Consider the following 26,733-nt stretch of genomic DNA (forward strand, 5'->3'; position numbering starts at 1 on the left):
AACATGACAGATAAAATTACTGCATCAATATTTCAGCTCAGATTTTACTTAAGAGGAATATTCAACCCTTTCTGCGGGCTGAGCTTAAACAGCCACCACTCATAATTCGACCAGAGCATGGTTATTCCTGCTGCCATCAGTATCAGGAGTGCTCCACCTACCCCTGTCAATATCAGTTGCTGCTGCCAGGCTAGAAAACACAATGCGATGCCAGCTGCCCCCGTCAACATAGCCAGAGAAGGGGCAAACCAATAAATGAAACGATCAAGACGCAAAAGCAGATTAAATAACCAGGAGCCTTTAAGCTGGGCTGGTCTAAAGATAATAACGTGCATGGAGAGCTAGTCTTTTCCAGATTAAAACTGTGCTCAACCATAACTTAGACACTCAATGACAACTATCAGATTCGTCTGATTTAGTTTTCAGAGTGCTCGGATAAAATACGAAAAGCACCCTCCCCCTAAATATCGAGATGCCTTGCATGGGAAGTATCATCATCGTCGACGACCATCCGTTGATTCGACTCGCAATAAGAACCGTTCTGGAGCCTCATGAACACAACATCGTCGCCGAAGCGGACAATGGCGCGGACGCTGTCCAGTTGGTACGCAAGCATCTTCCGGACCTGCTCATCCTGGACTTGAACATACCCAACCTCGACGGGTTTTCCGTTATTTCCCACATAAAGTCCGCTGGACTGCCGATAAAGACGCTGGTGCTGACCTCCAGCAACTCCAAGAATTTCGCCTTGCGCTGTTTGCAGGCCGGTGCAGCCGGCTTCCTGTGCAAGAACGATAACCTGAACGAACTGGCTAATGCGGTAAAAGCCATCCTATCGGGGTATAGCTACTTCCCCGAAGATACGATCAGCACCTTGCAACAGAATACAAACGCCGCCTGCCAGGAAAGTGTCTTGATTGCCCAACTGACCGACCGGGAAATCACCGTCCTGAAACTGCTGGCAAGCGGCCTGAATAATCAGAAAATCGCGGATGCGCTGCTGATCAGCCACAAGACGGTGAGTACCTACAAGGTCAGGCTGCTAAAACGGTTCAACGTTTCCAATCTGGTAGCACTGGCGGAGCTGGCCAAACGCAACTCCGTCGTTTGAAGCCCTGATATCGATGGAGCCTTCAGCCAGGATTCAGAAACCTCAGGAAACACCCACCTCGACAGCCGGATTGATCCCCTACGCTACTTACCTGCGGGTGATCAGCCCCTGTCGAGCCACGCGGGTCAGATGTCGGATGACTTCGGCGGCATTTTCCGCACTGGGGGCCTGTATCACCGCAAGGTCAAAACTGTCGTTGGCAAAACGTGCCAGGGACTCGCCATCTTCAATGAACTGGATCAGAAAGGCTGAAGGGCCTGTGCTGCGACGTGGCCAGCCATCGAGATAACGCAGCAGTGTCGGCTGGTGTGTACCGCCAAGAAGAATTTTTGGATTGCGCTGAACAAGATTCGCCGTGATTGGCGCAAGACGTACGGGAGGGTGGAGTGCATTCATCGTGTCGTGTCTCTGCCTCAATTTTCTGCCGGGCAGGTGAGAGGCAACACCGAACCAGCGCTTTAGCGGTATTTCGAAGCCTGTAGAGCTTCTATCGGTGATATTCCGAATCACCTGGCGCCCCGCAAGTAGCTGTTTAAATCGGCGCATGGGCAACAATCCTAGAGAAGCCGACCGGGTAGTGTCAAGAATCCCCCACAACGAAATCAGCAACGAAAAAGGCCCGCTACAAGCGGGCCTTTGAGTGTTTGCCGGAAGTTACTTGGTAATCGCGGCATCGAGTGACAATTTGCCCGCGCCTTCGATCAGAACCGCAATGGTGCCGCCGAGCAGAGCCAGGGCGAACTCATAACCATTGTTCGCCATGAACAGGCCATTGCTGATGTGTACGGAGAAAATCGCCACCAGCAAGGTGAAGCTCAACCCCAGTGCGGCAGGACGTGCCAACAGACCGATAATCAGCGCCAGACCGCCAAAGAACTCGGTACCGCCCGCCAGCAACGCCATCAAATGCCCCGGCGCCAGGCCGATGCTCTCCATCCACTGTGCCGTCCCTGCCAATCCGTAACCGCCAAACAGGCCAAAAAGCTTTTGCGCGCCGTGTGCGGCGAAAATGATGCCGACAAAAACTCGCAGGACCGTCAGGCCATAGCCTGCACGGGTGCTCAGTACGGTTTTGATCAGTGTGCTCATGCTGTGTAGTCCTTTGTGGTGTTGGGTATTGGGTCGCTATATTAATCATAAAAATTCATGTTAAAAGTGCAAAAATAGCAAGATAACAATCTATTTTTTCGATTATTTTCGTGAGACGACCTTACGCGCTTGCGGCTCCAACGATTCGCGTTCCCGGTCAAACGCCAAATAGTATTTGTTGACGCTATTAACATAGCTGACGGCGCCCATTCCGACCTGTTCCATGGCAATGCGCTCGACCTGGAAAAACCACTGATTGGGGTTCAGCCCGCGCCGCCGGGCTTCGGTGCGCATCCCCTGCACACGCTCCGGCCCCATGTTGTAGGCCGCCAAGACGAACGCCATGCGCTCGCGTTCGTTGAGCTTGGGGCTGGAAAAGAACTTGCGCCGGATCAATGCCAGGTACTTGGCTCCGGCCAACACATTGTTATCAAGAGTCTGAATGTTATTGACCCCTACCCGCTGGGCGGCTGACGGGGTGATCTGCATCAGGCCGGTCGGGCCGCTGCCGCTCCTGGCAGTGGGTTGCAACGACGACTCCTTGAAGGCCAGGGCCGCCAGGTTCAACCAGTCCATGCTCTGCGCATCGGCATGCTTCTGTAATACCGGGCGCAGCTTTTCCAGGCGCTGGCGGTCGGCCCGGGTCAAAGGGTTATGCACCTGATACAGGCGCCGATAGATACGCAAGAAGGCAACGTCCTGATCCGCCGGCGCCTTGTAGACCTTCAGGAAACGATCGATGCTCGCCCGCAGCATCGAGGCGTCGCGCCGCACGAACCAGTGCTCCTCGCCTGGCTCGCTGATGACCAGTTGCCGATCGAAACGCAGCTTCGGCAGGACCTTGCCCCAGCGCTCGGCAATGGGTTTCTCGACGATGGTCAGGTGAAAGATCCCGCCCTGGACCATTTCCAGGACATCTTCGACTGCCAGGCTCGGATCGACCCACTCGACCTTGATCGGCGCCAGCTTATGCAGCGCCAGCTTCTGATTGATCTGGCTCACCGCCTCCCCGGCGGCGCTGCCGGTGGTCAGCGCCAGGGTCTTGCCAGAGAGTTGTTCGGGTCGGGTGTAACGCCGCTCACCCTTGATTCCCACCAGCAGCATCGGCACGTTGCTGGCAACCGGTTCACTGGGGCTCACCGCTTGCCCTGGTAGCGCCTCCAGCAACTCTCCCGGAGCGACCAGGTCGCCCTCACCGCGCTGCAACGCACCGAGCAGTTGATCCTTGGCTTTGGGGATGATCTTGAGGCTGATTTCCTGCCCGTCGCGGGCATGACCATTGAGGTACTGCTCAAAGGCGCGCAGGCGGTGGTATTCGACGCCGATGGCCTGGCCCTGGACTTCACCGGAGCTGTTGCGACTCTGGTTGACCAGCACCCGCAGGACTCGGCTGCTACGAATTTCCGCCAGGTCGTGGACCTTGCCCGCTACGGCGGCTTCCGGAGGGCCGGCCAAGCGCGCGACCGCCGGCAAGGGCAGCAGCAACGACAAGCACAACGCTAGCAAAACCGAGGGTCGCGTCATCCGCTCTCCGGGAAGAATACTGTCCGAGTTTTCGAGCACTGGCGAAAAATCGGGCGACAGAAACAGAGCGCCTAGAGCGCCGACAAGATGCGAAAGACTGGCACAACCTCGGCGGGCAAACCAACCGCGGCCTTTCTCCCGGCATCAAGAGACAGCTCCAACTCGTTGTAGTTCTTGGCTTTTCTTATAAATCTACAGCTCTGATATGCTTTCCGGCCGCAGGCGGAGATAGCACCATGCAACTCATCGATATCGGCGTCAACCTGACCAACCCGAGTTTCGCCGAAAAACATCGCGCAGTACTGGACCGAGCCTATGCCGCCGGTGTCTGCCAATTGGTGCTCACCGGCACCAGCGTCGAAGGCAGCGAACAGGCGCTCGAGCTGTCGCGGCAACTGGACGAAAGCGGCCGCCAACTGTTCTCTACCGCCGGTATTCATCCGCATTGCGCCAGCGACTGGAATGCCGACAGTGCCCAGCGCCTGCGCAACCTGCTCAAGGAAAGCAGCGTCAAAGCCGTGGGCGAATGCGGCCTGGACTTCAATCGGGACTTCTCCCCTCGCCCGCAACAGGAAAAAGTACTGGAGGAACACTTGGCCCTGGCCGTTGAACTGCAACTGCCGGTCTTCCTCCATGAGCGCGACGCCAGCCAGCGCCTGCTGGAAATAGTCCGCGATTTCCGAGACCGCTTGCCGGCTGCGGTGGTGCATTGCTTCACCGGTGAACAGCGCGCGCTGTTCAACTACCTGGACCTCGATCTGCACATTGGCATCACCGGGTGGATCTGCGACGAACGCCGCGGCACTCACTTGCACCCTCTGGTACGAGAGATTCCCCGCGGCCGCCTGATGCTCGAAAGCGACGCCCCCTATCTATTGCCGCGCAGCCTGCGCCCCAAACCGAAGAACGGTCGCAACGAACCGGCCTACCTGACAGAGGTATTGCGCGAGGTGGCCCTGCATCGCGGTGAGAGCCAGGAAGAGCTGGCAACCCACAGTACCGCCAGCGCCCGAGCCTTCTTCGCCTTGCCCGAGATTGCTTGACGCATATCAAGATTTGACGCTCTGCATAGCGGCACAATAATGGCACCTTGCCAATACTGTTCCGCTTAATCAGAGAAGACCTTCCATGGGTGCCTGGCTCAGCAATATCTCACTGAAATACAAGTTCTGGGCGGTCAATGCAGTCGCCTTCGTGACCACCCTGCTACTGGTCCTGTACGCCGTCCAGCTGGAGCAACACGCGCGTAGCCAGGCCTCACAAAACAACGCCAGGGCCCAGGCCAACCTGCTCGGTGCATGGCCCTCCGGACAAGCGCTACCCAATGCTGAAAACCTGCTGGGCTTCGCTGCCGGCCAGATCCCCAGCCTCGACCAACGCTCCCTGCCAGAGTTGAGCAACGCCAATGGGTGGGTGGCCTTCGATGAAATGCCGCTGTTCGGCGAAAACCCGCTGATCGGCGCGTACGTGCTGTCCCGGGCCGATAACCAACGGGTTGCGGTGCTTGCTCATGGGCCAAGCCTGCAACAGGTGTTCAGCGAACGCTTCAGCCAATACGCGGTGGCCGTGTTCATTCTGATGCTGGCGATGCTCGGTGCTTCGCAACTGTTGATCCGTTTCCTGCTCAGCCAACTGAACACCCTCAAGGATGTGATGCTGCATGTGGAGAAAACCGGCGACCTGTCGGCGCGCGTGCCGTTGTCGTGCACCGACGAGGTCGGCCAGATGGCCAATGCCTTCAACGCGATGCAGGCCGGTTACCAGCGGGTGGTCAACACCGTCGCCAACACCGCCCGGCAACTGGATATCGGCGCCGCGCGCCTGGCGTCGAGCATGAACGACGTGCGTCACGGCATGCTGGGCCAGCAAAGCGAAACCGATCAGGCCGCGACGGCGATCAACGAAATGTCCGCCACCGTCTATCACATCGCCCAGCACGCCGGTGCCACCCGGGATCGCTCCCAGGCCGCCGACGCCCTCGCTGGCAGCGGCCAGGAAGTGGTGGGCCGCGTACAGAAATCCATCTCCGGGCTCTCCACCGGTGTGCAACAGACCGCCGAGATGATCCAGCGCCTGGCCGAGGACAGTCAGAAGATCAATGGCGTGGTCAACGTGATCCACAGCATCGCCGAACAGACCAACCTGCTGGCGCTCAACGCCGCGATCGAAGCGGCGCGCGCCGGTGAAATGGGCCGGGGGTTCGCGGTGGTCGCCGATGAAGTACGCAACCTCGCCAAACGGGTGCAGACCTCCACCGACGAAATCACCCGGATGGTCTCCGCCCTGCAGGCCGGCACCCGCGACGCGGTGGACTTCATGCAGGAAAGCTCGTTCAAGGCAGACGATTGCGTGCAGCAGGCACAGGAAGCCGGCGCAGCGCTGGCGGAAATCACCGCAGCCGTAGCGCAGATGCGTGAAAGCAATACCCAGATTGCAGTGGCGGCCGAGCAGCAAAGCCAGGTGGCGGAAGAAATGAATCGCGCCGTGGTGAGTATTCGCGACGTCACCGAAAACACCGTGCAACAGACCGTCGACTCGGCGACCACCAGCAACGAACTGGCGACCCTGGCCGGAGAGTTGAGCAAGGCCATCGGTCAGTTGAAACTTTAAAACCGCGAGTTTCGTTGCGGCAGGATCAGCCTCCCTGCCGCGGCGAAACCCTTGCCAAGCTATCGCCCCCATAGCCAGCCTTGATTCGCCGAAGCCCCACGCGAGACCTATCCTTGATACATAGCTTTCTACGAATCAAGGATCACCGTCATGGGTAAATGTCACCCCAACCTCCCCGCCTGGCAATGGCGCTCCTACCCGCATAACCACCGCAACCCGACCAACCTAGTGTTGCACCTGATTGCGGTGCCGCTGTTCATCGTCGGCTTCCTGTTGCTGGTTTCAGGGGTATTCGGCTTGAGCTTCACCAACGTCGCCATCGGCGTGGTTGGCCTGATTGCAGCCTTGGGCCTGCAGCGCCACGGCCACAGCCTGGAGGCGCAAGCCGCCGAACCGTTCAGTGACCGTAAAGATGCAGTCCAGCGCCTGCTGGTGGAACAATTCGTGACCTTTCCACGCTTCGTTCTCAGCGGCGCCTGGTGGCGTGCCTGGCGCGAACGCCACCGGCATTGAGAGGGTGTCAGCCGAAGATGGTTACCGTCTGCCGGCTGAGTGCGATCAACTGACCTTCCGCGCTCCAGAGTGCCGCGGCCGCATGGCCATAACCATCACGGGCATGCTCGATATGCACCCGGTACTTGCACCAGTCCAGGGTGCTCAGCGCCAGCAGCGGCTGCACGAATTCAATGGTCCAGGTCAGGGTGCTGCCGGGAACGACACTGGTCAGATGCGGCAACAGGGCCGGCGGCCAGGCGTCCACCAATGCAAGGATATGCGCTTCGGTCAGGGGTTCTTCCTTCACGTCGCCACGCAGGCGCACCCAGCCGCCCATGTCTCGCGACTTGTTGCCGGTGAACGGCATGCCACCGATGCTCCAGCGCATTGCCAGATGGCGCATGAACTCCGGCGTCACGTCCTTGACGTAAGGCAGCTCCGGGCATTCGTCCCAATGTTTCATGGCAGGCGCTTCCTCGGCGACAACCGTCACTTCGGACGGCCGAGAGGCACCAAAACTGCCCTGCACCAGAGTCACTACCTGACCGTCCTGCACCGCACGCCCCAGCACTTGGCTGACGGCCTTGCCCTCGCGCAGCACCTCAACTTCAAAGCTGACCGGCACATCGGGGGTGACCGGACCGACAAAGGTGATCGCCAACGAACGCACCGGACGCTCGGCGGGGACTTTTGCGCGCATGGCTTCATACTGCAAAGCCGCTACCAATCCGCCGAAACTGGCCCGCCCCTGCGCCCACTCGGTTGGAATCGACAGCTCCAACGGATGTTGGCGGACAGCATCGAGCAAATCGGAAAAGCCCATGAGCACCTCTGGTCAAAGGAAAGATTCGAGGATCTTAACCAGCAGCGCACAAGGGTAAAGCACTTATTCCCGCCAAAAAGACTGACAGATAAGCCGCCAGACGCCTTTCAGCTCCGGAAGCAGGCCGCGCTCAGCTTGTCGAGTACCCGATCGGCACGGGCTTCGGCCTTGTGCATGGTGGCGTGCCAGACCGGAACACAAGGCAACAGGTCCGCCTGCCGTTCGGCCTGGGCCAGCCATTGCCAGCAATCATGCCAGTCGCCCAGCGCGCCCTGCGCAGCCTTCAAGTGCGAGACCGCCTTGGGCGACAGTCCGGCAAGTTCGGGGTAAGCCTCGGCGGCGTAGCGCACACGTTTGATCAGCAGGCGTAAACGGTGCCGGTCATGAGCCGGATCATGCAGGGCCTGGTCCAGCGCCTTCCATTGCTTGGCCAGGCGCTTTTCGATGCGCTTGCGCAAACCGCGCAACAGTTCCTGACGTTGCGCCGCCCGCAGAAAGCGCGGGAAGGCATCCAGCACCAGCAGCAATTGCTTGAGTTCGGCGCCCGCCGCCACCGTCCGATACTCGTCCGCCAGGCCCGTGGTGCGGCGCTCCGCGGCCTGATGGTAGTCATGCTGATGCAGATACGCGGCCAGGACCTCACGGTCGCGCAACGGTGTCGTCAATTGCCCGACCGCCGAGGCGGCCGCTTCCAGTTGCTCGACACCGGGCAAGCCGCGCAGCGCTCGCAACAGGCTGCGCAAGCGGCGCACCGTGGTACGCAGATCATGCAGCGCCTCGGGGTCGGTCACCGCCTGCAAACGCGCCTGGCACGCCAGCAAGCGCACCTCCAGCCCCAACACCTGAGCCACCAACTGATCAACCAAGGCAGACATCATTGACTCCCGAAACGAATGGCCCGGCCCGCAGCACAAAGACTGCGGCCGGGCCCTGGCATGACAGGCAGGCGCAACCAAGGCGCCTGCGAGACGGAAACTGAAGAGCGCTCTTCAGTCTAGCGGCAAACGGCGACCTTGCGATCAGCGGCCGGCGCGCGACTCACGAATATAGAAACGGGCCTTCTCGGCTTTTCTGGTGCAGCCCTCGAAGGCTTCGAATTGCTGCTGGGTCTTGGCCCCGGTCAGCAGCGACAGGGCTTTGGAATAACTGACCGTTCCCGCAAAACCTTCGGCCTTGGCCAGATCCAGTTCATGCCAGGCCGCATCCAGTTGCGTACCGCAGCTGTCGCGATAGGCGGTCTTGCCAGCACAACCACCAAGTACCAATGCAATCAACGGCAGACAGATCCAGGCTTTCATCAATGACACCTCAAAGTAGGGGGGAAACAGTCTTGAACAAAAAAACAATCGTGAACCTAAGACGATCGCCGCCGCTAAAAGTGCCTTGGCCCGTCAAGGGAAAATATAGTCGCGCGAGCATAACCTCATGCGGCAAGACAGTGGAAAAATCCCTTTGCCCAAGGCCCGGGCAGGCATCAGTGATTGAACCGAAACCCTCGATGGGTGCATTGTGGAAACCTGTCTGGCGAAGGATCGGGTCATGAAGAAGCGTGTCGCACTGGTCCTGGGCTCTGGTGGTGCCCGGGGTTACGCCCACATCGGGGTGATTGAAGAAATCGAAAGACGTGGTTACGACATTGCCTGTGTCGCAGGTTGTTCCATGGGGGCGGTGGTCGGTGGCATCTACGCCGCCGGCAAACTGGACGACTACCGCAGCTGGATCGAAAGCCTGGACTATCTGGATGTGCTGCGGCTGGTAGACGTCAGCTTTCGCCTGGGGGCGATACGCGGAGAGAAAGTATTCGGCCAGATCCGCAAGATCGTCGGCGAAATCAATATCGAAGACCTGCGCATCCCTTACACCGCTGTGGCCACCGACCTGACCAACCAGCAGGAAATCTGGTTCCAGGAAGGCTGCCTGCACCAGGCCATGCGGGCTTCGGCGGCGATCCCCAGCCTGTTCACCCCGGTCATGCAAGGCAACCGCATGCTGGTGGACGGCGGCCTGCTCAACCCGCTACCGATCGTCCCGGTGGTCTCCAGCCACTGCGACCTGATCATCGCCGTCAACCTCAACTCGACCAACCAGCGTCGTTACCAGTTGCCGGTGATCCAGCGCCCCGCCGCCTTCAAGAGCCGCTTCGACAGCCTGATCAACTCCCTGGGCTCGCACCTGCCCTTTCGCCGCAAGCAAGCCGAACAACTGCTGCTGCTCGAACAGGAAGCCCTGCGCAGCGAGGCGGCCGACATCGGCAACCCCTGGATCGAATCCGCCGAGCCCGAGGCCCAGCAACCGGCCGCGGCTCCGGAAACCGACGGCGCCCCGAAATCGGCCACCGGCTCGTTCATTATCGATAACGTCGGCCCCGCGTCCCTGCTGGACCTGATCAACCAGAGCTTCGAGGTGATGCAGACCTCGCTGGCGCAGTACAAGATCGCCGGCTACCCGCCGGACATCCTGATCAACGTGCCCAAGCGGGTGTGCCGCTTCTTCGAGTTCTACAAGGCTCCGGAGCTGATCGCACTGGGACGGGAGATTGCCAGCGACACCCTGGACCGCTACGAGAACGAGCTGAATTGAAAGAGGGCCACGAGCCCGCTCACTCCTCCGCCCCCAGCAACCGGTAGCCCACGCCGGCCTCGGTCACGATAAAGCGCGGCCGGGTCGGATCGTCCGCCAGCTTCTGCCGCAGATGGCCGACCACGATACGCAGGTAGTGACTGTCCTCAGTGTGCGTCGGCCCCCAGATATCCTTGAGCAGTTGCTGCTGGGTGATCACCCGGCCCGGGTGCCGCGCCAGTTGCGCCAACACAGCGTATTCCTTGCGCGTCAGCGCCACTTCGGCACCGTCGAGCAATACCCGGCGATACGCCAGGTCCACGGTCAGCGGGCCGAAATTCAAGGCCGCTTCCTGCGCTTCGCCGACGGGCGCCTGGCGCAACAAGGCACGAATACGCGCCAGGAACTCCTGGATGCCAAAGGGCTTGGTCACATAGTCGTTGGCGCCACCGTCCAGCGCTTCGACCTTCTGCCCTTCGCTGGCCCGCACCGACAACACCAGCACCGGTACACCCGACCACTCGCGAAACTCGCGCAGCACCTGCTGGCCGTCCATGTCCGGCAGGCCGAGGTCGAGTACCAGCAGGTCCGGCTTGTTCAACGCCGCCTGGGCCAGGCCTTCGTTGCCGGTGCCGGCTTCAAGCACCTTGTAGCCCTGGGACACCAGGCTGATGCGCAGGAATTTGCGGATCTGCGGTTCGTCATCGATGACCAGGATGGTCGCGGTCTGGCTCATGGTTTCGGTTCAAGGCAAATAAGTGGCGCAAGAGTAGCGCAGGCGTCGCTGTAGATTGTAAAGAACATGGGCGGCCCTCCTGGCCTCGTTGGGTTGAAGCTTTTTACCGGCACTCAGGCCTCTCCTTCAAGCTCGGGTTGCGCCTGCAGCGGCAGGCACAGGGTGATGCAGGTGCCACGCCCCTCGATCCCCTCGCCCACCGTGATGCGCCCACCATGGGCACCGACCATGCCCTGACAGATCGCCAGCCCCAGGCCGGTACCCTGCCCGCCACGATCGCCGCGGGCGGCGGTGTAGAACATGTCGAAAATCCGTGGGCGATCCTCCACCGGAATACCCGGCCCTTCGTCGCTCACGGCAAACAGCAACTCGGTGTCGCTGGTCCCGACGCTCAGTTGCAAGCGGCCGTTGGCTGGCGAAAAACGCGCGGCGTTTTCCAGGACATTGATCAGCGCCTGTTCGATCAGCGCCGCATGCACGAAAAGCAACGGCAGTTCGGCCGGCAGGTCGGTGCTGACCCGCAGCGGCGCCAGCACCACCCGCAGGCGATTCAGCGCGCTGCCAACGATATCGGCTGGCGCCACCCAGTCCCGCGCCAACTTCAATGACCCATGCCCGAGACGGGTCATGTCCAGCAGATTCTGAATGTAGCGATCCAGGCGCTCGGCCTCATCGCGCGTGCCTTCGAGCAGTTCGCGCCGGTCTTCCAGGGGGATCGCCTCCCCCAGTGCCAGCAGGCTGTCGATGCTGCCGCGCATCGAGGTCAGCGGCGTGCGCAAGTCATGGGATACCGAGGCCAGCAGCGCACTGCGCAACTGCTCGGTTTCGCCGTGCAGGCGCGCCGCTTCCAGGTCCTCGGCCAACTGTGCCCGGGCCAAGGCCTGGGCCAGGGGCTGGCTCAAGGCGCTCAACAGGCGTCGACGCTGAGCGTTGAGTTCCTCGCCCTCCTTCGGGCAGACCCCGAGCAAGCCCAGCGGACCTTCATCGACGGATAACGGCCACCACCACCAACGGCCGAACGGCAGGGTTCCGGTGCCCATCCCCGCCGGTTGATCGTGTTGCCAGGCCCAGTCGGCGGCAGCCCGCTCGGACTCGGAAAACTGCAAGGGCCCGCCCGTCTCGACCTTCCAGCCACCCTGCCCGTCGCGATTGAGCAGGCACAGCTGCAATTCCTTCCAGCCATTGAGATGCTGCGCCGCGGCACTGACCACCGCCTGCCGGTCGGTAGCGGCGGTGAGTTTGCGCGACAGGTCCAGCAGCTCGCTGGTTTCTTCCTGGGTATCGCGCAATGCCTGCAATTGCCGACGCTGGCGCGCCGCCAGGTTGCCGGTCAGGGCCGCCATCAATAGGAAGAACAACAGCGTCAGCACGTCTTCCTCGCGCTGGATGGCGAAGGAGAACGTCGGTGGAATGAACAGGAAATCGTATGTCAGGAATGACAGGGCCGCGCACACCAGCGCCGGCCCGAGACTGCTGCGTACTGCCACCAGCAGCACCGCGGCGAGGAACACCAGGGAGATATTCGGCAACGCCAGCACACTCGCCACTGCCCACGACAGCCCCGACGCCAGGATTGTCGCCAACACCGCCAGGGCGTAGTCGAACCAGACCAGCGAACGTTCCACCCGCAGGCGCGGCTGGCCGGGTTCATCCTCGCTGTCGAGCACGTTGATTTCCAGACCCTGGGCGTTGCGCAGCAGGCGCGCCGCCAGACCGCCACCGAACAAACGGCGACGCAGGCCCTTGCGTGACTGCCCCACCAGCACCAGGCTGGCGCGCCGCTCCGCGGCATGCTGGATCAGGGTTTTCGCCACCTCGCCGGCCCGCAGCAGGACCACCTCGCCACCGAGGCGCTCGGCCAGTTGCTGGGCGCTTTGCAGGCGCTGGCGGGATTGCTCGTCGGGAACTCGGCCGTTATCCACATGCACCAGGCTCCAGGGCAGATGCCGCCGCCGGGCGACATGGCTGGCATGGCGCACCAGGCGCTCGGCCTGGGCATCGCCGTCGACCCCTACCAGCAAGCGCCCGCGCACCGCTGGCGCGGCCTGCCCGAGCTTGCGATAACCCTGGGCCAGGTCGTCGTCGACCTGCGCCGCCGCGGCCTGCATCGCCAACTCGCGCAGCGCGGTGAGGTTGGTCTGGGTGAAGAACGCATCGATCGCCGCGCGGGCCTGCTCCGGCACATACACCTTGCCTTCGCGCAGGCGCTCCAGCAGTTCTCGTGGTGGCAAGTCCACCAGCAGCAATTCGTAGGCTTCCTGCAGCACCCAGTCGGGCAAGGTTTCGCGGACCTGCACCCCGGTAATGCCGCGAACCTGATCGTTGAGGCTTTCCAGGTGCTGCACGTTGACCGTGGTGAAGACGTCGATACCGGCCGCCAGCAACTCCTGGATATCCTGCCAGCGCTTGGCGTGCCGGCTGCCTGGGGCGTTGGTGTGGGCCAGCTCGTCCACCAATACCAGCTTGGGTCTGGCCTTGAGCAAACCGTCGAGGTCCATCTCTTCGAGCATCACCCCGCGGTATTCGGAACGCACCAGCGGCTGTTGCGGCAAACCGCCGAGCAAGGCTTCGGTTTCCGCCCGGCCATGGGTTTCAACCACCCCGGCCAAAACCTTCACCCCCTGGCGCAATTGCGTGTGCGCCGCCTGCAACATGGCGTAGGTCTTGCCGACGCCCGGCGCGGCGCCGAGGAAAACCTTGAGCCGGCCGCGGCCGTCGTGGGACAGATCGGCTAACAGGGCATCGGCGCGGCCGGAATCACTCATGCATTTTTCTCTCTGGACTCAAATCATCGACATACAGACTTGTAGCAGCTGGCTACAGGGCGAGCTTTTCCAGCGCCATGTTCAAGGCCAGCACATTCACCACCGGCGGGCCGACCAGAGGCTGCTCGACATGAGCGTCCACCAGTTGCTGCAGCGTGGCGACCGGCAGGTTACGCGCCGCCGCGACCCGCGCCAGTTGATAGTTAATCGCCGCCGGTGGCAAGTGCGGATCCAGGCCGCTGCCCGAAGTCGTCAGCAACGCCAGCGGTACCGGCCCCTGCCCTGGTACCACCAGCTTGTTGGCGTCGTCGATCACACGGGTGGCCAGCGCCGGGTTGCTCGGCGCCAGGTTGCTCGCACTGCTGGACACCGTGGCAAAGGCCCCGGCCGATGGACGCGGGTGGAACCAGCTGTCGCCGCTGAAGTCCTGGGCGATCAGGGCCGAACCACGGACCTGACCCACGCCATCGAGCACCAGGCTGCCATTGGCCTGTTTCGGGAACGCCACCTGGGCCACGCCGGTGACCACCAGCGGATAGGCCACGCCCGTGATCAGGGTCATCAACACAATCAGGCTCAGGGCCGGACGCAATACAGTGGACATCATCAAATCCTCGATTCGGTTAACAAGTTCACCCCAAACGCTGCAGGAGCCGGCCTGCTGGCGGTGCATCAGTGACACCGCCTCGCCAGTAGGCTCGCGCCTCCAGGGATGCGGTTACACCAGGTGCAAAGCCGTCAGCAGCATGTCGATCAACTTGATGCCCAGGAACGGCACCAGGATCCCGCCCAGGCCATAGATCAGCAGGTTGCGGCGCAGCAGATGGGCCGCGCTGGCCGCCTGCACCCGCACCCCGCGCAGGGCCAGCGGAATCAACACGACAATGATCAGGGCGTTGAACACGATCGCCGAGAGGATCGCGCTCTGCGGGCTGCTCAGTTGCATGACGTTGAGCACGCCGAGCTGTGGATAAATCGCCGCGAACAGCGCCGGCAGGATCGCAAAGTACTTGGCGATGTCGTTGGCAATGGAAAAGGTGGTCAGGGCGCCACGGGTCACCAGCAGTTCCTTGCCGATCTGCACCACGTCCAGCAGCTTGGTCGGATCGCTGTCGAGGTCGACCATGTTCGCCGCTTCGCGCGCCGCCTGGGTGCCATCGTTCATCGCCATGCCGACGTCGGCCTGGGCCAGCGCCGGGGCGTCGTTGGCGCCGTCGCCGCACATGGCGACCAGGCGGCCGTCGTTCTGTTCGTGGCGAATGCGCGCCAGCTTTTTCTCCGGCGTGGCTTCGGCCAGCACGTCGTCCACCCCGGCCTCCGCAGCAATGGCGGCGGCGGTCAGCGGGTTATCGCCGGTCACCATCACAGTGCGGATCCCCAGCTTGCGCAGCTCGGCGAAACGCTCGCGGATACCGGGCTTGACCACGTCCTTGAGGTGAATGGCGCCAAGCAGCTTGCCCTCGGCGCACACCAGCAACGGCGTGCCGCCACTCTGGGCGATCTTGTCGATTTCCCGGGACAACGCCGGAGCCAGGTCGCCACGTTGCAGACCGACGAAAGCCAGTACCGAATCCACCGCGCCCTTGCGATAGACCCGCCCCTGATAGTCGACACCAGACAGCCGGGTTTCAGCACTGAACGGCACGGCGGTCAGCGCATCGGCGCCCGGCTCGGGCTGTGGATAAAGCCCGCGCAGGTATTCGACGATGGACTTGCCTTCCGCCGTGTCGTCCGCCAGCGAGGCCAGCAAGGTGGCCTCGGCCATTTCCTGATGGTTGACCCCAGGCGCCGAGTGGATGGCCGCGCAACGACGGTTGCCGAAGGTGATGGTGCCGGTCTTGTCCAGCAACAGCACATGCACGTCACCCGCCGCTTCCACCGCGCGCCCGGATTTGGCGATCACGTTCAGCCGTACCAGGCGGTCCATCCCGGCGATCCCGATGGCCGACAGCAAGCCACCGATGGTGGTCGGAATCAGGGTCACCAGCAACGCCACCAGGAACACCAGCGGCAGGCTGCCATTGGCGAAGTGAGCGAACGGCTGCAGGGTCACGACCACAATCAGAAAGATCAGGGTCAGGCCGATCAGCAGGATGTCCAGGGCCACTTCGTTGGGGGTCTTCTGGCGCTTGGCGCCTTCCACCAGGGCGATCATGCGGTCGAGGGTCGATTCGCCCGGATTGCTGGTAATGCGCACCAGCAACCAGTCGGACACCAGACGCGTATTGCCGGTCACGGCCGAGCGATCGCCGCCGGACTCGCGAATGACCGGCGCCGACTCGCCGGTGATCGCCGCTTCGTTGACCGCGGCAATGCCTTCGATGACTTCACCGTCACCGGGGATCATCTCCCCGGCTTCGACTCGCACCACGTCGCCTTTGCGCAGATTGGCGGCGGGGATCACCTGGAAGCTGCCATCGGCTTTCTTCAGGCGTGCACTCAGGCCTTCGCTGCCGGCCTTGAGGCTGTCGGCGCGGGCCTTGCCACGCCCTTCGGCCAGCGCTTCGGCGAAGTTGGCGAACAGCACGGTGAACCACAGCCAGAGAGCGATCTGTGCGGCGACGAAGGTCGGCACCGCAGTGTCCGGCACAAGGCACAGTACTGTGGTCAGGATCGCGGTCAGCTCGACCACCAGCATCACCGGCGAACGTTGCAGCTGGCGCGGGTCGAGCTTGACGAAGGCCTGTACCAGCGCCGGACGCCACAGGGCTGCGATCGAGGTTTTCTGCTGCTCGTCGGTCGTGTGTTTCGAGGCCACGGTTTTAGCGCCGGGCATTTTTTCAGTTACAGCCTTCTTGGAGGCAGGAACAGGCATATTCATCATTAAGTCCTCAGCCCTTCATTCCAAAGGCAGCCAAGCTCAAGTGGTCGGCAATCGGGCCCAGCGCCAGGGTCGGCAAAAAGGTCAGCCCGCCCACCAGCAAAATGGTCATGGTCAGCAGCGTGACGAACAGCGGGCCATGGGTCGGGAAGCTGTTCTGGCCGATCGGCGCGGTCTTTTTCAGCGCCAGGCTGCCAGCCAGGGCCAGCACCGGCAGGATGTAGCCGAAGCGGCCGATCAACATGCCCAGGCCCAGCATCAGGTTGTGGAACGGGGTATTGGCGCCCAGGCCGGCAAAGGCCGAACCGTTGTTGGCGCTGGCCGAGGTGTAGGCGTACAGCAACTGGCTGAAACCATGGGCACCGGGGTTGCTCACCGCTGCCACCGGCCCCGGCAGGCTCGCGGCGATAGCACTCAGTACCAGCACGCCGACCGGCATCACCATCAGCGTCACCACCAGCAACTGCACTTCCTTGGCCTGCAGCTTCTTGCCCAGGTATTCCGGGGTGCGCCCGATCATCAGGCCGGCGAGGAACACCGCGATCAGCACGTTCAACAACATGCCGTAGAGGCCCGCGCCGACGCCGCCGAAGATCACTTCGCCGACCATCATGTTGATCAGCGCGACCATGCCGCTCAGCGGGCTGAGGCTGTCATGCATGCCGTTGACCGAACCGTTGGAGGCCGCGGTGGTGGTCACCGACCAGAGCACGGTGGCGGTGGTACCGAAGCGCGCTTCCTTGCCCTCGAGCGGCGCGGTCTGCTCGACCGCGACATTGTTCAGGGTCGGGTTGGGCTGGTACTCGGCCCACAGCGAAGTCGCGCCGCCGATCAGGAACAGCGCCAGCATGCAGGCGATGATCGCCCGGCTCTGGCGCAGGTCCTTGACGTAGTGGCCGAAGGTGAACACCAGGGCGACCGGGATCAGGATGATCGAGGCCACCTCGAACAGGTTGCTCCAGGCCGTCGGGTTCTCGAACGGATGCGCCGAGTTGACGCCAAAGAAGCCCCCGCCGTTGGTGCCCAGTTGCTTGATGGCGATCTGGCTGGCGGCCGGGCCCAGTGGAATCACCTGATCGACGCCTTGCAAGGTCACGGCGTGGACATACTGGGCGAAGGTTTGTGGTACGCCCTGCCAGACCAGGAACAATGCCAGCAGCAGGCACAGCGGCAGCAGGCCGTAGAGGGTGGCGCGGGTCATGTCGACCCAGAAGTTGCCCAGGGTCTGCGCCGAGCGCCGGCCGATGCCGCGGCACAGGGCAACCAGCACGGCCAGGCCGGTGGCGGCGCTGACAAAGTTCTGCACGGTCAGGCCGATCATCTGGCTCAGGTAGCTCAGCGAGGCTTCACCGCTGTAGGACTGCCAGTTGGTGTTGGTCATGAAGCTGACCGCGGTGTTGAACGCCAGCGTCCACTCCTGCCCCGGCAGGTTCTGCGGGTTGAGCGGCAAATGGTCCTGGAACAACAGAATCGTGAACAGCAACAGAAAGCCGGCCAGGTTGAACGCAAGCAAGGCCAGGGTGTACTTCTGCCAGCTCTGTTCGCTCTGCGCATCGACGCCCGAAAGCCGGTAACAGGCGCGCTCCACCGGCCCCAACAGCGGCGTCAGCCAAGTACGCTGGCCCTCCATCACCTTGTAGTAGAACCGCCCCAGGAAAGGCGCGGGCAGCAGCACCAAGGCAAAGAAGCCGAGGATCAGCCAATAGTCATAACTGTGCATAGCCGCTCCTAGTTCCGATCCGCGCGCAACAGCGCAACCAGCAGATAAATGAACAGCCCCACTGCCAGCAGCAGGGACACCCCGTCCAGAACGCTCATGGAATCTCTCCGTCGTACGGCAATCGCCGCGTGTGGGGCATTGTCCGCAGGGAGGCTGTAAAGGAACGAGATCGAGGGCGTGGGCGGCGCATAAAGAAAGCGTAAAGAAAGGCTTTACGCGGGATTTACACCGGCCATCGGCGTGGCCTGGGGAGGAGACGGCAGCCATCGCGGGAAGTCTTGCTGCAACGGCAGGCACAATCCATGAAGGAACATGCCCGGACGCCGCCCTTCTCTGTTGCACGGCTGTGCACCAATCCAGACACCTTCAGCCCAGAAACAACTGGAAACATCCTCGATACGACAGCTTCTGGCGCTTTACGACGCCCGTTTTCGCTCTGGCATGAGCGGTGCAGTGAGCAGCCTCGAGCACTTCTTTCCGTTCCGGGAGCCACGCATGAACACACAACTCAAACCAACGCTGGGCACGCTGCATTTATGGGGGATCGCGGTCGGGCTGGTGATCTCCGGGGAGTACTTCGGCTGGAGTTATGGCTGGGGTGTCGCCGGCACCCTGGGCTTTCTGCTGACCTCACTGATGGTCGCGGCCATGTACACCTGTTTCATCTTCAGCTTCACCGAGCTGACCACCGCCATTCCCCATGCCGGCGGGCCCTTTGCCTACAGCCGCCGGGCCTTCGGTGAAAAAGGCGGGCTGATCGCCGGGCTGGCGACCCTGATCGAATTCGTCTTCGCGCCACCGGCCATCGCCCTGGCAATCGGTGCCTACCTGAATGTGCAGTTCCCGGCCCTGGACCCGAAGCATGCGGCGGTCGGCGCCTATATCGTGTTCATGGGGCTGAACATTCTCGGGGTCAAACTCGCCGCCACCTTCGAGCTGGTGGTCTGCGTACTGGCGGTGGCGGAACTGCTGGTGTTCATGGGCGTGGTCGCGCCGGCCTTCAGCTTCAGCAACTTCGCCCTCAACGGCTGGGCGGGTTCGGACACCTTCAGCGCGCCGGCGATTGCCGGGATGTTCGCGGCGATTCCATTCGCCATCTGGTTCTTCCTCGCCATCGAAGGCGCAGCCATGGCCGCCGAGGAAGCCAAGGATCCGAAACGCACCATCCCCAAGGCCTACATCAGCGGCATTCTGACCCTGGTGCTGCTGGCCATGGGCGTGATGTTCTTCGCCGGCGGCGTGGGCGACTGGCGCACCCTGTCGAACATCAACGACCCGCTGCCCCAGGCCATGAAAGCCGTGGTCGGGGACAACTCCGGCTGGCTGCACATGCTGGTATGGATCGGCCTGTTCGGCCTGGTGGCGAGCTTCCACGGCATCATTCTTGGCTACTCGCGGCAGTTCTTCGCCCTCGCCCGCGCCGGCTATCTGCCGGCGTCGCTGGCCAAGCTGTCGCGCTTCCAGACGCCACACCGCGCCATCATCGCCGGCGGCCTGATCGGCATCGCCGCCATCTACAGCGATGGCCTGATCAACCTGGGCGGCATGACCCTGACCGCGGCGATGATCACCATGGCCGTATTCGGCGCCATCGTGATGTACATCATGAGCATGCTCAGTCTGTTCAAGCTGCGCAAAGTCGAGCCGCACCTGGAACGCACCTTTCGCGCCCCGGGCTACCCGCTGGTCCCGGCCATTGCCCTGGCGCTGGCCGTGGTCTGCCTGGTGGCCATGGCCTGGTTCAACAGCCTGATCGGCCTGATCTTCCTCGGTTTCATGGCCGCCGGTTTCGTCTACTTCCAACTGACCGCACAACTGCGTGCCAATGCGCCAGCGGATGCGATGCTGACCGGGCTCTGAGTGAGTAGCATGCCTCTGTAATTGGCTTGCGTAGCCGCACGGAAGATTGATGCAAGAGAGGTTACCGGGGCAGATCGGGCCTACAATGGAACCACTGCGAAACGCTGTAACTCGAAGTGGTATGGCAGCTTGACGGGCGAAACTCCTCGCCCGCCGGTATGCCCTCAAGGAGAGCCCTATGCCCTGGTATGCCTGGTTGATTCTGATCGTTGCAATCGGCTCGATCGTCGGCGGTCTGATGATGTTGCGCGACACCGCCAACAAGGTGGAACTGACCGATGAGCAACGCAAGCGCGTTGCTGAGCGCAACGCGGAAGCGGACGCCAAGGACGCGCAGGACCGCTGACTGGATAACCCGATCGAACAGCCCCGCCCTTCACACAATGGCGGGGCTTTTTATTTCCTCAACGGCATTATTTCTCCCAGGCTGCCTTGGTGATCTGCAGGCCATGCAAGCCTTTGTAGGCAGCCCGCTCTGGCTGGCTCCAGCCTTCGAGCAACGCCTCGTCGAGCCGATAGATTTCCACGCCCAATGGCCGGCAGACACTGAGCGGGTCCTGGGCCTCCGGCCCCCACATGGGCAACGACAGGTCGCCGCCCGGGCAGGTCGACAGCGCACACAACAGATCGATTTCGGCAAAGAACTCCAGGTAATCGCCCTTCTGCGCAGGACAGGCCTTCATGAAATACATGTCGTCGTGATTGAGCCCGGTGCACTGGAAGATGTTCAGCACGTCGTGCACATCGAACTCGGTCAGGCCGTGGGGCAGGACCGCGCGCGTGAGGTTGGAGTGGCAATGGTGATGGAAGTCCTCCCCGGTGAGCATGCGGTTCACGTAGGGATCGCAGCGCGTGCCGAGCAGGTCGTGCAAACGCCCGCCATGCTCGTCGATACCGTAACCGGCCAGGCTGTCATCGGTAATGGTCACCAGCGGCCGCAGGAACGGCAGGTTCGACCACAACCGATCATGAGTACTGACATGCGCGCCCTGCAACTGCCGGGTACGCGCCGCCCACAAACGCTCCCGCGGGTCGTTGGCACTCCAAACGTTGAAGTCCCCGACCTGTGGGCCGGCCGGCGTGGTCACCCGGAACACATGTCCGGCCGGCACATGCCAGGCCCGCGCGGTGCGGATCGGTACCTCGAATTGCTCGATCAAGGTGCGTTGGTCCTTGCTGTCGCGGACCCGCTCATAAAAGGCCGTGTCCACCTGCAGGGCCGAGCCTTTGCTGACCTGATAAGCCGCGGGATAGTCCTTGTACATGGTTGAAACCCTCGATCAGTGGCGGGAAGAGTGGCTGAGAATGTCGAGCAACAGCCGTTCGGAATCGTCCAGGTAAACCGCCAGGGTCTCGCCGGCGGCCTGCTTGTCGCCATCGGCGAGCAAGTCATGGATCTGCCGGTCCCGAGCCAACCAGGGGGACTGGAAATGCTGCTCGTCAGGGGCGGCACAGAACACCAGGCGCAGCTGCGCCACGACGTTGGTGAAGAACTCGTCGAACAAGGGGCTACGCATCAGCCCGACGATGTGTTGATGAAACGCCAGGCTGTGGGTACCTACCGAGCGCCAGTCCTCGCGCTCACGGGCGAGTTCGCTGGCCTCGATAGCCTCGAGCATTCGATCGGACTGGTAGTCGCGCAACGGTTTGCTGGAGGCAATGGCCTGTAACTCCAGGGTACGACGCACCTGGAACAGGTCACGCACTTCATCGATCCCCAACTGTCGCACCGTGACGCCCTTGTTGCGTGCGTAGCGCGTCAGGCCTTCCTGCCCCAGACGATGCAAGGCCTCGCGGATGGTGTTGCGCGAGGCGTTGTAGGTGGACACCAGATCGCCTTCCACCAGGGCCATGCCCGGCAACAGGCGACCGCCGATGATATCGGCACGTAACTCCAGGGTTATCTGGTCAGCCAGGGACAATACGTTGCTCATGAATATCGCCTTGCGATTGTTGAACAATCTATGGATATCCAATGATCACTATTCATGCCAACTGATACTGGGCTCGCCGGCAAACCATGACTTTCTAGTCATTCAGTAGGGAAAATGAGGTTTCTGGGGTTAAAAGTGCAATCCCCCTCCCGTCAACCTTGGGTAAGATGACTCCCTAGCTGTGGAGACTTCCCCGATGCGTTACTCGCAAGACCATAAAGCCCAAACCCATCAACGCATCATCAAGGAAGCCGCCGAGCGCTTTCGGCGCGACGGTATCGGTGCGACAGGCCTGCAACCACTGATGAAAGCCCTGGGCCTGACCCATGGCGGTTTCTACTCGCATTTCAAATCCAAGGATGATCTGGTCGAAAAAGCCCTGCAGGCTGCGGCCACAGAACTTGATGCCCACTGCGCCACACTGTTTGCCCAGGAACAGCCACTGCAGGCCTTTATCGACAGCTACCTGTCCGAGTGGCATCAGACCTCTCCCGGTCAAGGCTGCCCGCTGCCCACCATGTCTTCGGAACTGGGCCTGCGCGGGCAAGCCAGTCCCACCACCGATGCAGTGCTCAATGCCCGACTCGCGCAGGTAGAGGCCAATCTCGAAGGAGAAAATGCCGCCGACCAGAGCCTGGTGATCATGTCGACCCTGGTCGGGGCCCTGGTGCTGTCACGCAGTGTCGAGAACCCCGACCTGGCCAAACGGATACTGGAGGTAACACGCGAGCATCTGAAAAAGCAGGATGGGCAGGCGGAGTGAACCGCACCACCCTCCGACCTCGACACGGTTATTTGTAGCGAGCAGCCGCGCTGCTTTTCGACAGGTTGGGCCCCAGGGCAAAACGCGCAGCCACGAAGTCGTCCCAATCAGCCGAGTCGGGTAGCGAGGGGATGGTGATCAACTCACCCTGATCAAAACCGGCCAGAGCCGCATCCACCATCTCGGTGGCATCCATAACCATTTCAGCTGGAATCCCCTGGGCGTCGATGCCCGAGCGCTCCCAGATCTCAGTGCGGGTTACCCCGGGCAATACCGCCTGGACCTGCACGCCTTTACCGTCCAGTTCCGCAGCAAGCGACTGAGTCAGGCTCAGGACATAGGCCTTGGTCGCACTGTAGGTCGCATTAAAACGCTCGGGAATCAGCGCCACCACCGAAGCGATATTGATGATCGCCCCTCTTCCCGCTGCCGAAAAGCTGGCGGCAGCAGCGGCAGCCAGACGAGTGACCGCGATCACATTGAGCTGGATCATCGCCTCCAACTGATCCGTGTCGGCAACGGCCAGACTTCCGTCGGCAGCGATACCGGCATTGTTCAGCAACAGACTGATACTCGAGTCGGAACGCAAACGCTGCTCGACCTTCAGCACATCAGCCTTGAGCGTCAGATCGGCTTTCAACACTTCAACCTGCACCTTGTGCTCGGCCCGCAGCCGGGTAGCCGCGGTCTGCAGGCGCTGCTCATCTCGCGCAACCAGCAACAAATCGTAACCACGAGCGGCCAACCGCTCGGCATAAACCGCACCGATGCCAGATGAAGCACCGGTGACAAGTGCCAGCCCCTTGGGGGAAATCGAGTTCATAACGGCTCTCCAGAAAAGTGCTTGAGAAGGGAAAGACAAGGAATTGATACGCTGCTTGGGAAGCGATTTGATTATAGTCATAATTCAATAAAATATTACGATCATAATTCTATCGAAGCGATAGACAACATTGAATGGCGCAATCCTGCTTATGGTGTTTTGCGCGCTAGAACCCGAAAAACGCAAGGCCGATCACTGATCGGCCTTGCGCATGAATTGAAGCGTCAGTTGACCTTCAACTTTTCCCGGTTGCTTTCCAGAATCGCCTTGCCGATGCCCTTGACCTCGAGCAGTTCGTCCACCGAGGTAAAAGGTCCATTGCTCTCACGATATTTAACAATCGCCTGCGCCTTGACCGCACCAACGCCGGACAGCTCACGCTGCAAGGCCGCTGCATCGGCAGTGTTCAAATCAATCCTGCCTGCTTGCTCCGAAGAGGCCACCTGCGCCGCTGCCGGAGCCTTGGCCTCGGTATTGACCGCAGGTGCTGCGTAGGTAATGGAAGAAAGACTGGCCATCAGAGCGAAGACCAGAGAAGGGAAATAAGCGATACGCATAAGTGACACTCCATGACATCGATTAGGAAAAGCAGCTTTTCCAAAGCTGCTCTCCAAACCTAGGCGGTGCCACGGGCAAGTCAAAAGTGACTGGGTTACAACGTATGTAAATTCAGGGTTCGAGGCGACGCTGCTGGTAAATCCAGTCGACAATATCGCCATCCGGGGTGTAACCGCTGACAGTCTCGCGCAGCAGTTGTCGAACCCTGGAATAGTCATCCTGCTCAACGGCCGCCAGCAATTCCGCCAGCTTGGCTTTCAGCAAGTCCCAAGGCAGATGATCCTCATTGGCGCTCATGATCATCGGATGCTGAGTGGCAGAAACGTTGTCGCCAATCAGTAACTCTTCGTAAAGCTTTTCGCCCGGGCGCAAGCCCGTGAACTCGATGGCGATGTCGCCCTGGGGGTTCCTCTCCGAACGAATACTCAACCCGGAGAGGTGAATCATCTTCTCGGCCAGCTCGACAATCCTCACCGGCTCGCCCATGTCCAACACGAACACATCGCCGCCCTGCCCCATGGAACCGGCCTGAATCACCAGTTGCGCCGCCTCGGGGATGGTCATGAAGTAACGAGTGATCTTTGGATGGGTAACGGTCAGTGGGCCGCCAGATTTGATCTGGCTATGAAACAACGGAATTACCGAGCCTGAAGACCCCAGCACATTGCCAAAACGCACCATGGTGAAACGGGTTTTGTTGACACGCGATACGTTGGCTTTGTCCCCAAACAACACCGGGGCGATTTCACGACTTAGAGCCTGCAGGGTCAACTCAGCGAGACGTTTGGTGCTCCCCATCACATTGGTTGGGCGCACCGCCTTGTCGGTGGAAATCAGCACGAAATTGGCGACCCCGGCCTGTAATGCGGCCTGAGCAGTGTTGAGCGTTCCCATCACGTTGTTCAGCACGCCTTCGGCGATATTGTGCTCGACCATCGGCACATGCTTGTAAGCCGCCGCGTGATAAACCGTATCGACATTCCAGGTCTTCATCACATCCAGCAGCTTATGCGGATTGCGAATCGAGCCAAGAATGGGCAGCAACCGAACAGGCGACGACTCGCGGGAGAGACGCTGCTCGAGTTCCGACAGGATGTTGTAGAGATTGAACTCACTGTGATCGAACAACAGGAGCGTGGTCGGCCCCAACGAAAAAATCTGCCGGCAGAGTTCGGCCCCGATCGAACCACCTGCGCCGGTCACCAGAACCGTCTTGCCCTTGATACAACGGGCCAGCAAGTCAGGCTGAGCAGGTACAGCGTCGCGCCCCAGCAAGTCTGCGATATCAACTTCCTGAATATCGTCGACCTTCACCCGCCCGCTGGCCAAATCGGTGAAGTTCGGAACACTACGCACATGGAGCGGAAAGCCCTCAAGCAGGTTGAGAATTTCCCGACGTCGCGCACGAGTCGACGACGGCAATGCCAAGAGAATCTCCTGGGCACCGGTTACTTCAATCATCTGCTGGATGTGTTTGGGCTTGTAAACCTGCAAACCGGAAATGGAGCGATCCGCGATACTCGGATCATCATCGACAAAAGCCACAGGACGCATTACCCGCCCCATGCGCAGCGCCGCAACCAGCTGGTTGCCTGCAACGCCAGCACCATAAATGGCGACCTTGGTCAGACCATCGTCGCGATTGGTAAACGGCACGTGTTGGGCTGCGGTGAACCAGTCGCCCATAAAATATTGGCGCATGCAGAGGCGTAGGCCGCCGATGATGACGAGGCTTAACCACCAGTAATTGAAGATGATGGAGCGAGGGACTACGGCCGAGTGGTTGCTGTACCAATAGACAATGACTGCCAAAATGAGTGATGAAAGACTGACAGCCTTGATAATGGCAATAAGCGCATCATTACCAAAATAGCGCATGACGGCCCGGTACATACCAAAACGGATGAAAAGTGGAATTGCAACGAGAGGAGCGCAGAGGAACAGCCAGAGATGTATTTTTAAGGGGTTGACCATCTCATCAATGCCTAGCCTTACTATAAACGCCAACCAGAGCGCAACCCAAACCAGGACAATGTCTGCAAAGACCTGAATCAGCCTTTTTTGTCTGCGAGGTAGGCCTAGCAAAAAAACACGTATTTTATCCATATACCTCAACCGGGTTGGTTTGATCCCTCTCGAATCCTCTACCATTGTACTATAAGGTCAAATCGAACCTAGCCTTTTGACACCAGATGTCTACCCTCCGTCCTGGAGACCCAGCCCAACAGCACAATGCCACTATTTGCAACAAAATACAGGCAGTCCTTACCGCAAAGACAGAGCCAGAGTTACAGCCTACCGATATTATCACCCTCTGAAACAAACTAAAAACTTACCCAGTTAAATTGCAGCGTCCTCAATGAGCCATACAAAAAAAGTCTAGTAGCCGTGGCTACAGCAAAAAAGGCCAGTGTTAATTAATACTAAATTGTGGGACAACCCAATTTAAACCCTATCTGTTTTTTTCATATTAACAAAATGCACCTTAAATCTTTATAAACCATCAACCTTATTCAAACTATGGTAAAAAATAATACACCCC

26 protein-coding genes are annotated in these 26,733 nt (G+C 60.7%); 8 read left to right on the top strand and 18 right to left on the bottom strand.

The window, feature by feature from the left end; all coding sequences use genetic code 11:
• Positions 1-44 precede the first annotated feature (44 nt).
• Complete coding sequence (locus J4D28_RS13310; protein ID WP_016704342.1) at positions 45-335, bottom strand: hypothetical protein; 291 nt, start codon at positions 333-335, stop codon at positions 45-47.
• A 146-nt stretch (positions 336-481) separates the two neighbouring features.
• Here J4D28_RS13310 and J4D28_RS13315 point away from each other — a divergent pair, with 146 nt between their 5' ends.
• Positions 482-1,111, top strand: coding sequence for a response regulator transcription factor (locus J4D28_RS13315; protein ID WP_007931372.1), 630 nt, complete (start codon positions 482-484; stop codon positions 1,109-1,111).
• An 87-nt stretch (positions 1,112-1,198) separates the two neighbouring features.
• Here J4D28_RS13315 and J4D28_RS13320 read toward each other — a convergent pair whose 3' ends face one another.
• The 3 genes from J4D28_RS13320 to J4D28_RS13330 form a co-directional block, all read right to left on the bottom strand.
• Positions 1,199-1,507, bottom strand: a complete 309-nt coding sequence (locus J4D28_RS13320; protein ID WP_009050140.1) for a hypothetical protein — start codon at positions 1,505-1,507, stop codon at positions 1,199-1,201.
• 258 nt (positions 1,508-1,765) lie between these two features.
• Positions 1,766-2,200, bottom strand: coding sequence for a DoxX family protein (locus J4D28_RS13325; protein ID WP_009050141.1), 435 nt, complete (start codon positions 2,198-2,200; stop codon positions 1,766-1,768).
• Between the two features lie 102 nt (positions 2,201-2,302).
• Positions 2,303-3,724, bottom strand: a complete 1,422-nt coding sequence (locus J4D28_RS13330; protein WP_016704344.1) for a transglycosylase SLT domain-containing protein — start codon at positions 3,722-3,724, stop codon at positions 2,303-2,305.
• A gap of 236 nt (positions 3,725-3,960) precedes the next feature.
• On the opposite strand from J4D28_RS13330, the gene J4D28_RS13335 reads away from it, so the two are divergent.
• The 3 genes from J4D28_RS13335 (at position 3,961) to J4D28_RS13345 (ending at position 6,847) form a co-directional block, all read left to right on the top strand.
• A complete protein-coding gene (locus J4D28_RS13335; RefSeq protein WP_009050143.1) occupies positions 3,961-4,767 on the top strand; it encodes a TatD family hydrolase in 807 nt (268 codons plus the stop codon).
• An 85-nt stretch (positions 4,768-4,852) separates the two neighbouring features.
• Complete coding sequence (locus J4D28_RS13340; protein WP_101283071.1) at positions 4,853-6,334, top strand: methyl-accepting chemotaxis protein; 1,482 nt, start codon at positions 4,853-4,855, stop codon at positions 6,332-6,334.
• Positions 6,335-6,484: 150 nt separating this feature from the next.
• Positions 6,485-6,847: an Mpo1-like protein gene (locus J4D28_RS13345; RefSeq protein WP_103331004.1), complete on the top strand. Its 363-nt coding sequence runs from the start codon at positions 6,485-6,487 to the stop codon at positions 6,845-6,847.
• 7 nt (positions 6,848-6,854) lie between these two features.
• Here the strand turns inward: J4D28_RS13345 and J4D28_RS13350 are convergent, their stop codons facing one another.
• The 3 genes from J4D28_RS13350 to J4D28_RS13360 form a co-directional block, all read right to left on the bottom strand.
• On the bottom strand, positions 6,855-7,652 hold the full coding sequence (locus J4D28_RS13350; RefSeq protein ID WP_041987659.1) for an acyl-CoA thioesterase II: 798 nt from the start codon (positions 7,650-7,652) through the stop codon (positions 6,855-6,857).
• Positions 7,653-7,759: 107 nt separating this feature from the next.
• The gene (locus J4D28_RS13355) at positions 7,760-8,527 is read right to left on the bottom strand and encodes a CHAD domain-containing protein (RefSeq protein ID WP_103331005.1); all 768 of its coding nucleotides are present in this window, start codon (positions 8,525-8,527) and stop codon (positions 7,760-7,762) included.
• Positions 8,528-8,671: 144 nt separating this feature from the next.
• Positions 8,672-8,950, bottom strand: a complete 279-nt coding sequence (locus tag J4D28_RS13360; protein WP_009050148.1) for a hypothetical protein — start codon at positions 8,948-8,950, stop codon at positions 8,672-8,674.
• Positions 8,951-9,191: 241 nt separating this feature from the next.
• Between J4D28_RS13360 and J4D28_RS13365 the strand changes: the two genes are divergently transcribed.
• Entirely contained in the window at positions 9,192-10,232 is a 1,041-nt protein-coding gene (locus tag J4D28_RS13365) for a patatin-like phospholipase family protein (RefSeq protein ID WP_007931359.1), read from the top strand.
• A gap of 19 nt (positions 10,233-10,251) precedes the next feature.
• Here the strand turns inward: J4D28_RS13365 and J4D28_RS13370 are convergent, their stop codons facing one another.
• The 6 genes from J4D28_RS13370 to kdpF form a co-directional block, all read right to left on the bottom strand.
• Positions 10,252-10,947, bottom strand: a complete 696-nt coding sequence (locus tag J4D28_RS13370; RefSeq protein ID WP_009050149.1) for a response regulator — start codon at positions 10,945-10,947, stop codon at positions 10,252-10,254.
• A gap of 113 nt (positions 10,948-11,060) precedes the next feature.
• Positions 11,061-13,712, bottom strand: coding sequence for a sensor histidine kinase KdpD (locus tag J4D28_RS13375; protein ID WP_103331006.1), 2,652 nt, complete (start codon positions 13,710-13,712; stop codon positions 11,061-11,063).
• 52 nt (positions 13,713-13,764) lie between these two features.
• Entirely contained in the window at positions 13,765-14,316 is a 552-nt protein-coding gene (kdpC, locus tag J4D28_RS13380) for a potassium-transporting ATPase subunit KdpC (RefSeq protein ID WP_029527096.1), read from the bottom strand.
• Positions 14,317-14,430: 114 nt separating this feature from the next.
• On the bottom strand, positions 14,431-16,488 hold the full coding sequence (gene kdpB, locus J4D28_RS13385; RefSeq protein WP_016704353.1) for a potassium-transporting ATPase subunit KdpB: 2,058 nt from the start codon (positions 16,486-16,488) through the stop codon (positions 14,431-14,433).
• A gap of 55 nt (positions 16,489-16,543) precedes the next feature.
• Positions 16,544-18,253, bottom strand: coding sequence for a potassium-transporting ATPase subunit KdpA (gene kdpA / locus J4D28_RS13390; protein ID WP_009050153.1), 1,710 nt, complete (start codon positions 18,251-18,253; stop codon positions 16,544-16,546).
• 8 nt (positions 18,254-18,261) lie between these two features.
• The gene (gene kdpF, locus J4D28_RS13395) at positions 18,262-18,351 is read right to left on the bottom strand and encodes a K(+)-transporting ATPase subunit F (RefSeq protein WP_007899818.1); all 90 of its coding nucleotides are present in this window, start codon (positions 18,349-18,351) and stop codon (positions 18,262-18,264) included.
• Between the two features lie 397 nt (positions 18,352-18,748).
• On the opposite strand from kdpF, the gene eat reads away from it, so the two are divergent.
• Complete coding sequence (gene eat / locus J4D28_RS13400) at positions 18,749-20,113, top strand: ethanolamine permease (protein WP_103331012.1); 1,365 nt, start codon at positions 18,749-18,751, stop codon at positions 20,111-20,113.
• 178 nt (positions 20,114-20,291) lie between these two features.
• Positions 20,292-20,459 carry a DUF2897 family protein gene (locus tag J4D28_RS13405; RefSeq protein ID WP_009050155.1) on the top strand — a complete coding sequence of 56 codons (168 nt, stop codon included), beginning with the start codon at positions 20,292-20,294 and terminating at the stop codon, positions 20,457-20,459.
• Positions 20,460-20,526: 67 nt separating this feature from the next.
• On the opposite strand, the gene J4D28_RS13410 is transcribed toward J4D28_RS13405, so the two are convergent.
• Together J4D28_RS13410 and J4D28_RS13415 are read right to left on the bottom strand one after the other, a co-directional pair.
• Positions 20,527-21,378, bottom strand: a complete 852-nt coding sequence (locus J4D28_RS13410) for a DUF1989 domain-containing protein (RefSeq protein WP_103331007.1) — start codon at positions 21,376-21,378, stop codon at positions 20,527-20,529.
• A gap of 15 nt (positions 21,379-21,393) precedes the next feature.
• Complete coding sequence (locus tag J4D28_RS13415) at positions 21,394-22,047, bottom strand: GntR family transcriptional regulator (RefSeq protein WP_103331013.1); 654 nt, start codon at positions 22,045-22,047, stop codon at positions 21,394-21,396.
• A gap of 196 nt (positions 22,048-22,243) precedes the next feature.
• On the opposite strand from J4D28_RS13415, the gene J4D28_RS13420 reads away from it, so the two are divergent.
• Positions 22,244-22,810, top strand: coding sequence for a TetR/AcrR family transcriptional regulator (locus tag J4D28_RS13420; RefSeq protein ID WP_103331008.1), 567 nt, complete (start codon positions 22,244-22,246; stop codon positions 22,808-22,810).
• Between the two features lie 28 nt (positions 22,811-22,838).
• On the opposite strand, the gene J4D28_RS13425 is transcribed toward J4D28_RS13420, so the two are convergent.
• The 3 genes from J4D28_RS13425 to J4D28_RS13435 form a co-directional block, all read right to left on the bottom strand.
• Positions 22,839-23,633: an SDR family oxidoreductase gene (locus J4D28_RS13425; RefSeq protein ID WP_103331009.1), complete on the bottom strand. Its 795-nt coding sequence runs from the start codon at positions 23,631-23,633 to the stop codon at positions 22,839-22,841.
• Between the two features lie 224 nt (positions 23,634-23,857).
• Complete coding sequence (locus tag J4D28_RS13430; protein ID WP_009050160.1) at positions 23,858-24,190, bottom strand: helix-hairpin-helix domain-containing protein; 333 nt, start codon at positions 24,188-24,190, stop codon at positions 23,858-23,860.
• A 112-nt stretch (positions 24,191-24,302) separates the two neighbouring features.
• Complete coding sequence (locus J4D28_RS13435) at positions 24,303-26,297, bottom strand: nucleoside-diphosphate sugar epimerase/dehydratase (RefSeq protein WP_009050161.1); 1,995 nt, start codon at positions 26,295-26,297, stop codon at positions 24,303-24,305.
• Positions 26,298-26,733: the final 436 nt, after the last annotated feature.

Origin of the sequence: Pseudomonas sp. GW531-T4 (assembly GCF_017349615.1) — a bacterium.
GTDB classification, from domain to species: Bacteria; Pseudomonadota; Gammaproteobacteria; order Pseudomonadales; family Pseudomonadaceae; genus Aquipseudomonas; species Aquipseudomonas chlororaphis_I.

Excerpts from the sequence above, each read along its gene's own strand:
- J4D28_RS13415 (WP_103331013.1), bottom strand. The coding sequence starts at position 22,047 with ATGAGCAACGTATTGTCCCTGGCTGACCAGATAACCCTGGAGTTACGT.
- J4D28_RS13435 (WP_009050161.1), bottom strand. The coding sequence starts at position 26,297 with ATGGATAAAATACGTGTTTTTTTGCTAGGCCTACCTCGCAGACAAAAA.
- J4D28_RS13405 (WP_009050155.1), top strand. The coding sequence starts at position 20,292 with ATGCCCTGGTATGCCTGGTTGATTCTGATCGTTGCAATCGGCTCGATC.
- J4D28_RS13360 (WP_009050148.1), bottom strand. The coding sequence starts at position 8,950 with ATGAAAGCCTGGATCTGTCTGCCGTTGATTGCATTGGTACTTGGTGGT.
- J4D28_RS13370 (WP_009050149.1), bottom strand. The coding sequence starts at position 10,947 with ATGAGCCAGACCGCGACCATCCTGGTCATCGATGACGAACCGCAGATC.
- J4D28_RS13430 (WP_009050160.1), bottom strand. The coding sequence starts at position 24,190 with ATGCGTATCGCTTATTTCCCTTCTCTGGTCTTCGCTCTGATGGCCAGT.
- J4D28_RS13355 (WP_103331005.1), bottom strand. The coding sequence starts at position 8,527 with ATGTCTGCCTTGGTTGATCAGTTGGTGGCTCAGGTGTTGGGGCTGGAG.
- J4D28_RS13420 (WP_103331008.1), top strand. The coding sequence starts at position 22,244 with ATGCGTTACTCGCAAGACCATAAAGCCCAAACCCATCAACGCATCATC.
- J4D28_RS13325 (WP_009050141.1), bottom strand. The coding sequence starts at position 2,200 with ATGAGCACACTGATCAAAACCGTACTGAGCACCCGTGCAGGCTATGGC.
- kdpA (WP_009050153.1), bottom strand. The coding sequence starts at position 18,253 with ATGCACAGTTATGACTATTGGCTGATCCTCGGCTTCTTTGCCTTGGTG.
- kdpF (WP_007899818.1), bottom strand. The coding sequence starts at position 18,351 with ATGAGCGTTCTGGACGGGGTGTCCCTGCTGCTGGCAGTGGGGCTGTTC.
- J4D28_RS13310 (WP_016704342.1), bottom strand. The coding sequence starts at position 335 with ATGCACGTTATTATCTTTAGACCAGCCCAGCTTAAAGGCTCCTGGTTA.
- eat (WP_103331012.1), top strand. The coding sequence starts at position 18,749 with ATGAACACACAACTCAAACCAACGCTGGGCACGCTGCATTTATGGGGG.
- J4D28_RS13315 (WP_007931372.1), top strand. The coding sequence starts at position 482 with ATGGGAAGTATCATCATCGTCGACGACCATCCGTTGATTCGACTCGCA.
- J4D28_RS13375 (WP_103331006.1), bottom strand. The coding sequence starts at position 13,712 with ATGAGTGATTCCGGCCGCGCCGATGCCCTGTTAGCCGATCTGTCCCAC.
- J4D28_RS13345 (WP_103331004.1), top strand. The coding sequence starts at position 6,485 with ATGGGTAAATGTCACCCCAACCTCCCCGCCTGGCAATGGCGCTCCTAC.
- J4D28_RS13335 (WP_009050143.1), top strand. The coding sequence starts at position 3,961 with ATGCAACTCATCGATATCGGCGTCAACCTGACCAACCCGAGTTTCGCC.
- kdpB (WP_016704353.1), bottom strand. The coding sequence starts at position 16,488 with ATGCCCGGCGCTAAAACCGTGGCCTCGAAACACACGACCGACGAGCAG.
- J4D28_RS13350 (WP_041987659.1), bottom strand. The coding sequence starts at position 7,652 with ATGGGCTTTTCCGATTTGCTCGATGCTGTCCGCCAACATCCGTTGGAG.
- J4D28_RS13340 (WP_101283071.1), top strand. The coding sequence starts at position 4,853 with ATGGGTGCCTGGCTCAGCAATATCTCACTGAAATACAAGTTCTGGGCG.
- J4D28_RS13410 (WP_103331007.1), bottom strand. The coding sequence starts at position 21,378 with ATGTACAAGGACTATCCCGCGGCTTATCAGGTCAGCAAAGGCTCGGCC.
- J4D28_RS13425 (WP_103331009.1), bottom strand. The coding sequence starts at position 23,633 with ATGAACTCGATTTCCCCCAAGGGGCTGGCACTTGTCACCGGTGCTTCA.
- kdpC (WP_029527096.1), bottom strand. The coding sequence starts at position 14,316 with ATGTCCACTGTATTGCGTCCGGCCCTGAGCCTGATTGTGTTGATGACC.
- J4D28_RS13330 (WP_016704344.1), bottom strand. The coding sequence starts at position 3,724 with ATGACGCGACCCTCGGTTTTGCTAGCGTTGTGCTTGTCGTTGCTGCTG.
- J4D28_RS13320 (WP_009050140.1), bottom strand. The coding sequence starts at position 1,507 with ATGAATGCACTCCACCCTCCCGTACGTCTTGCGCCAATCACGGCGAAT.
- J4D28_RS13365 (WP_007931359.1), top strand. The coding sequence starts at position 9,192 with ATGAAGAAGCGTGTCGCACTGGTCCTGGGCTCTGGTGGTGCCCGGGGT.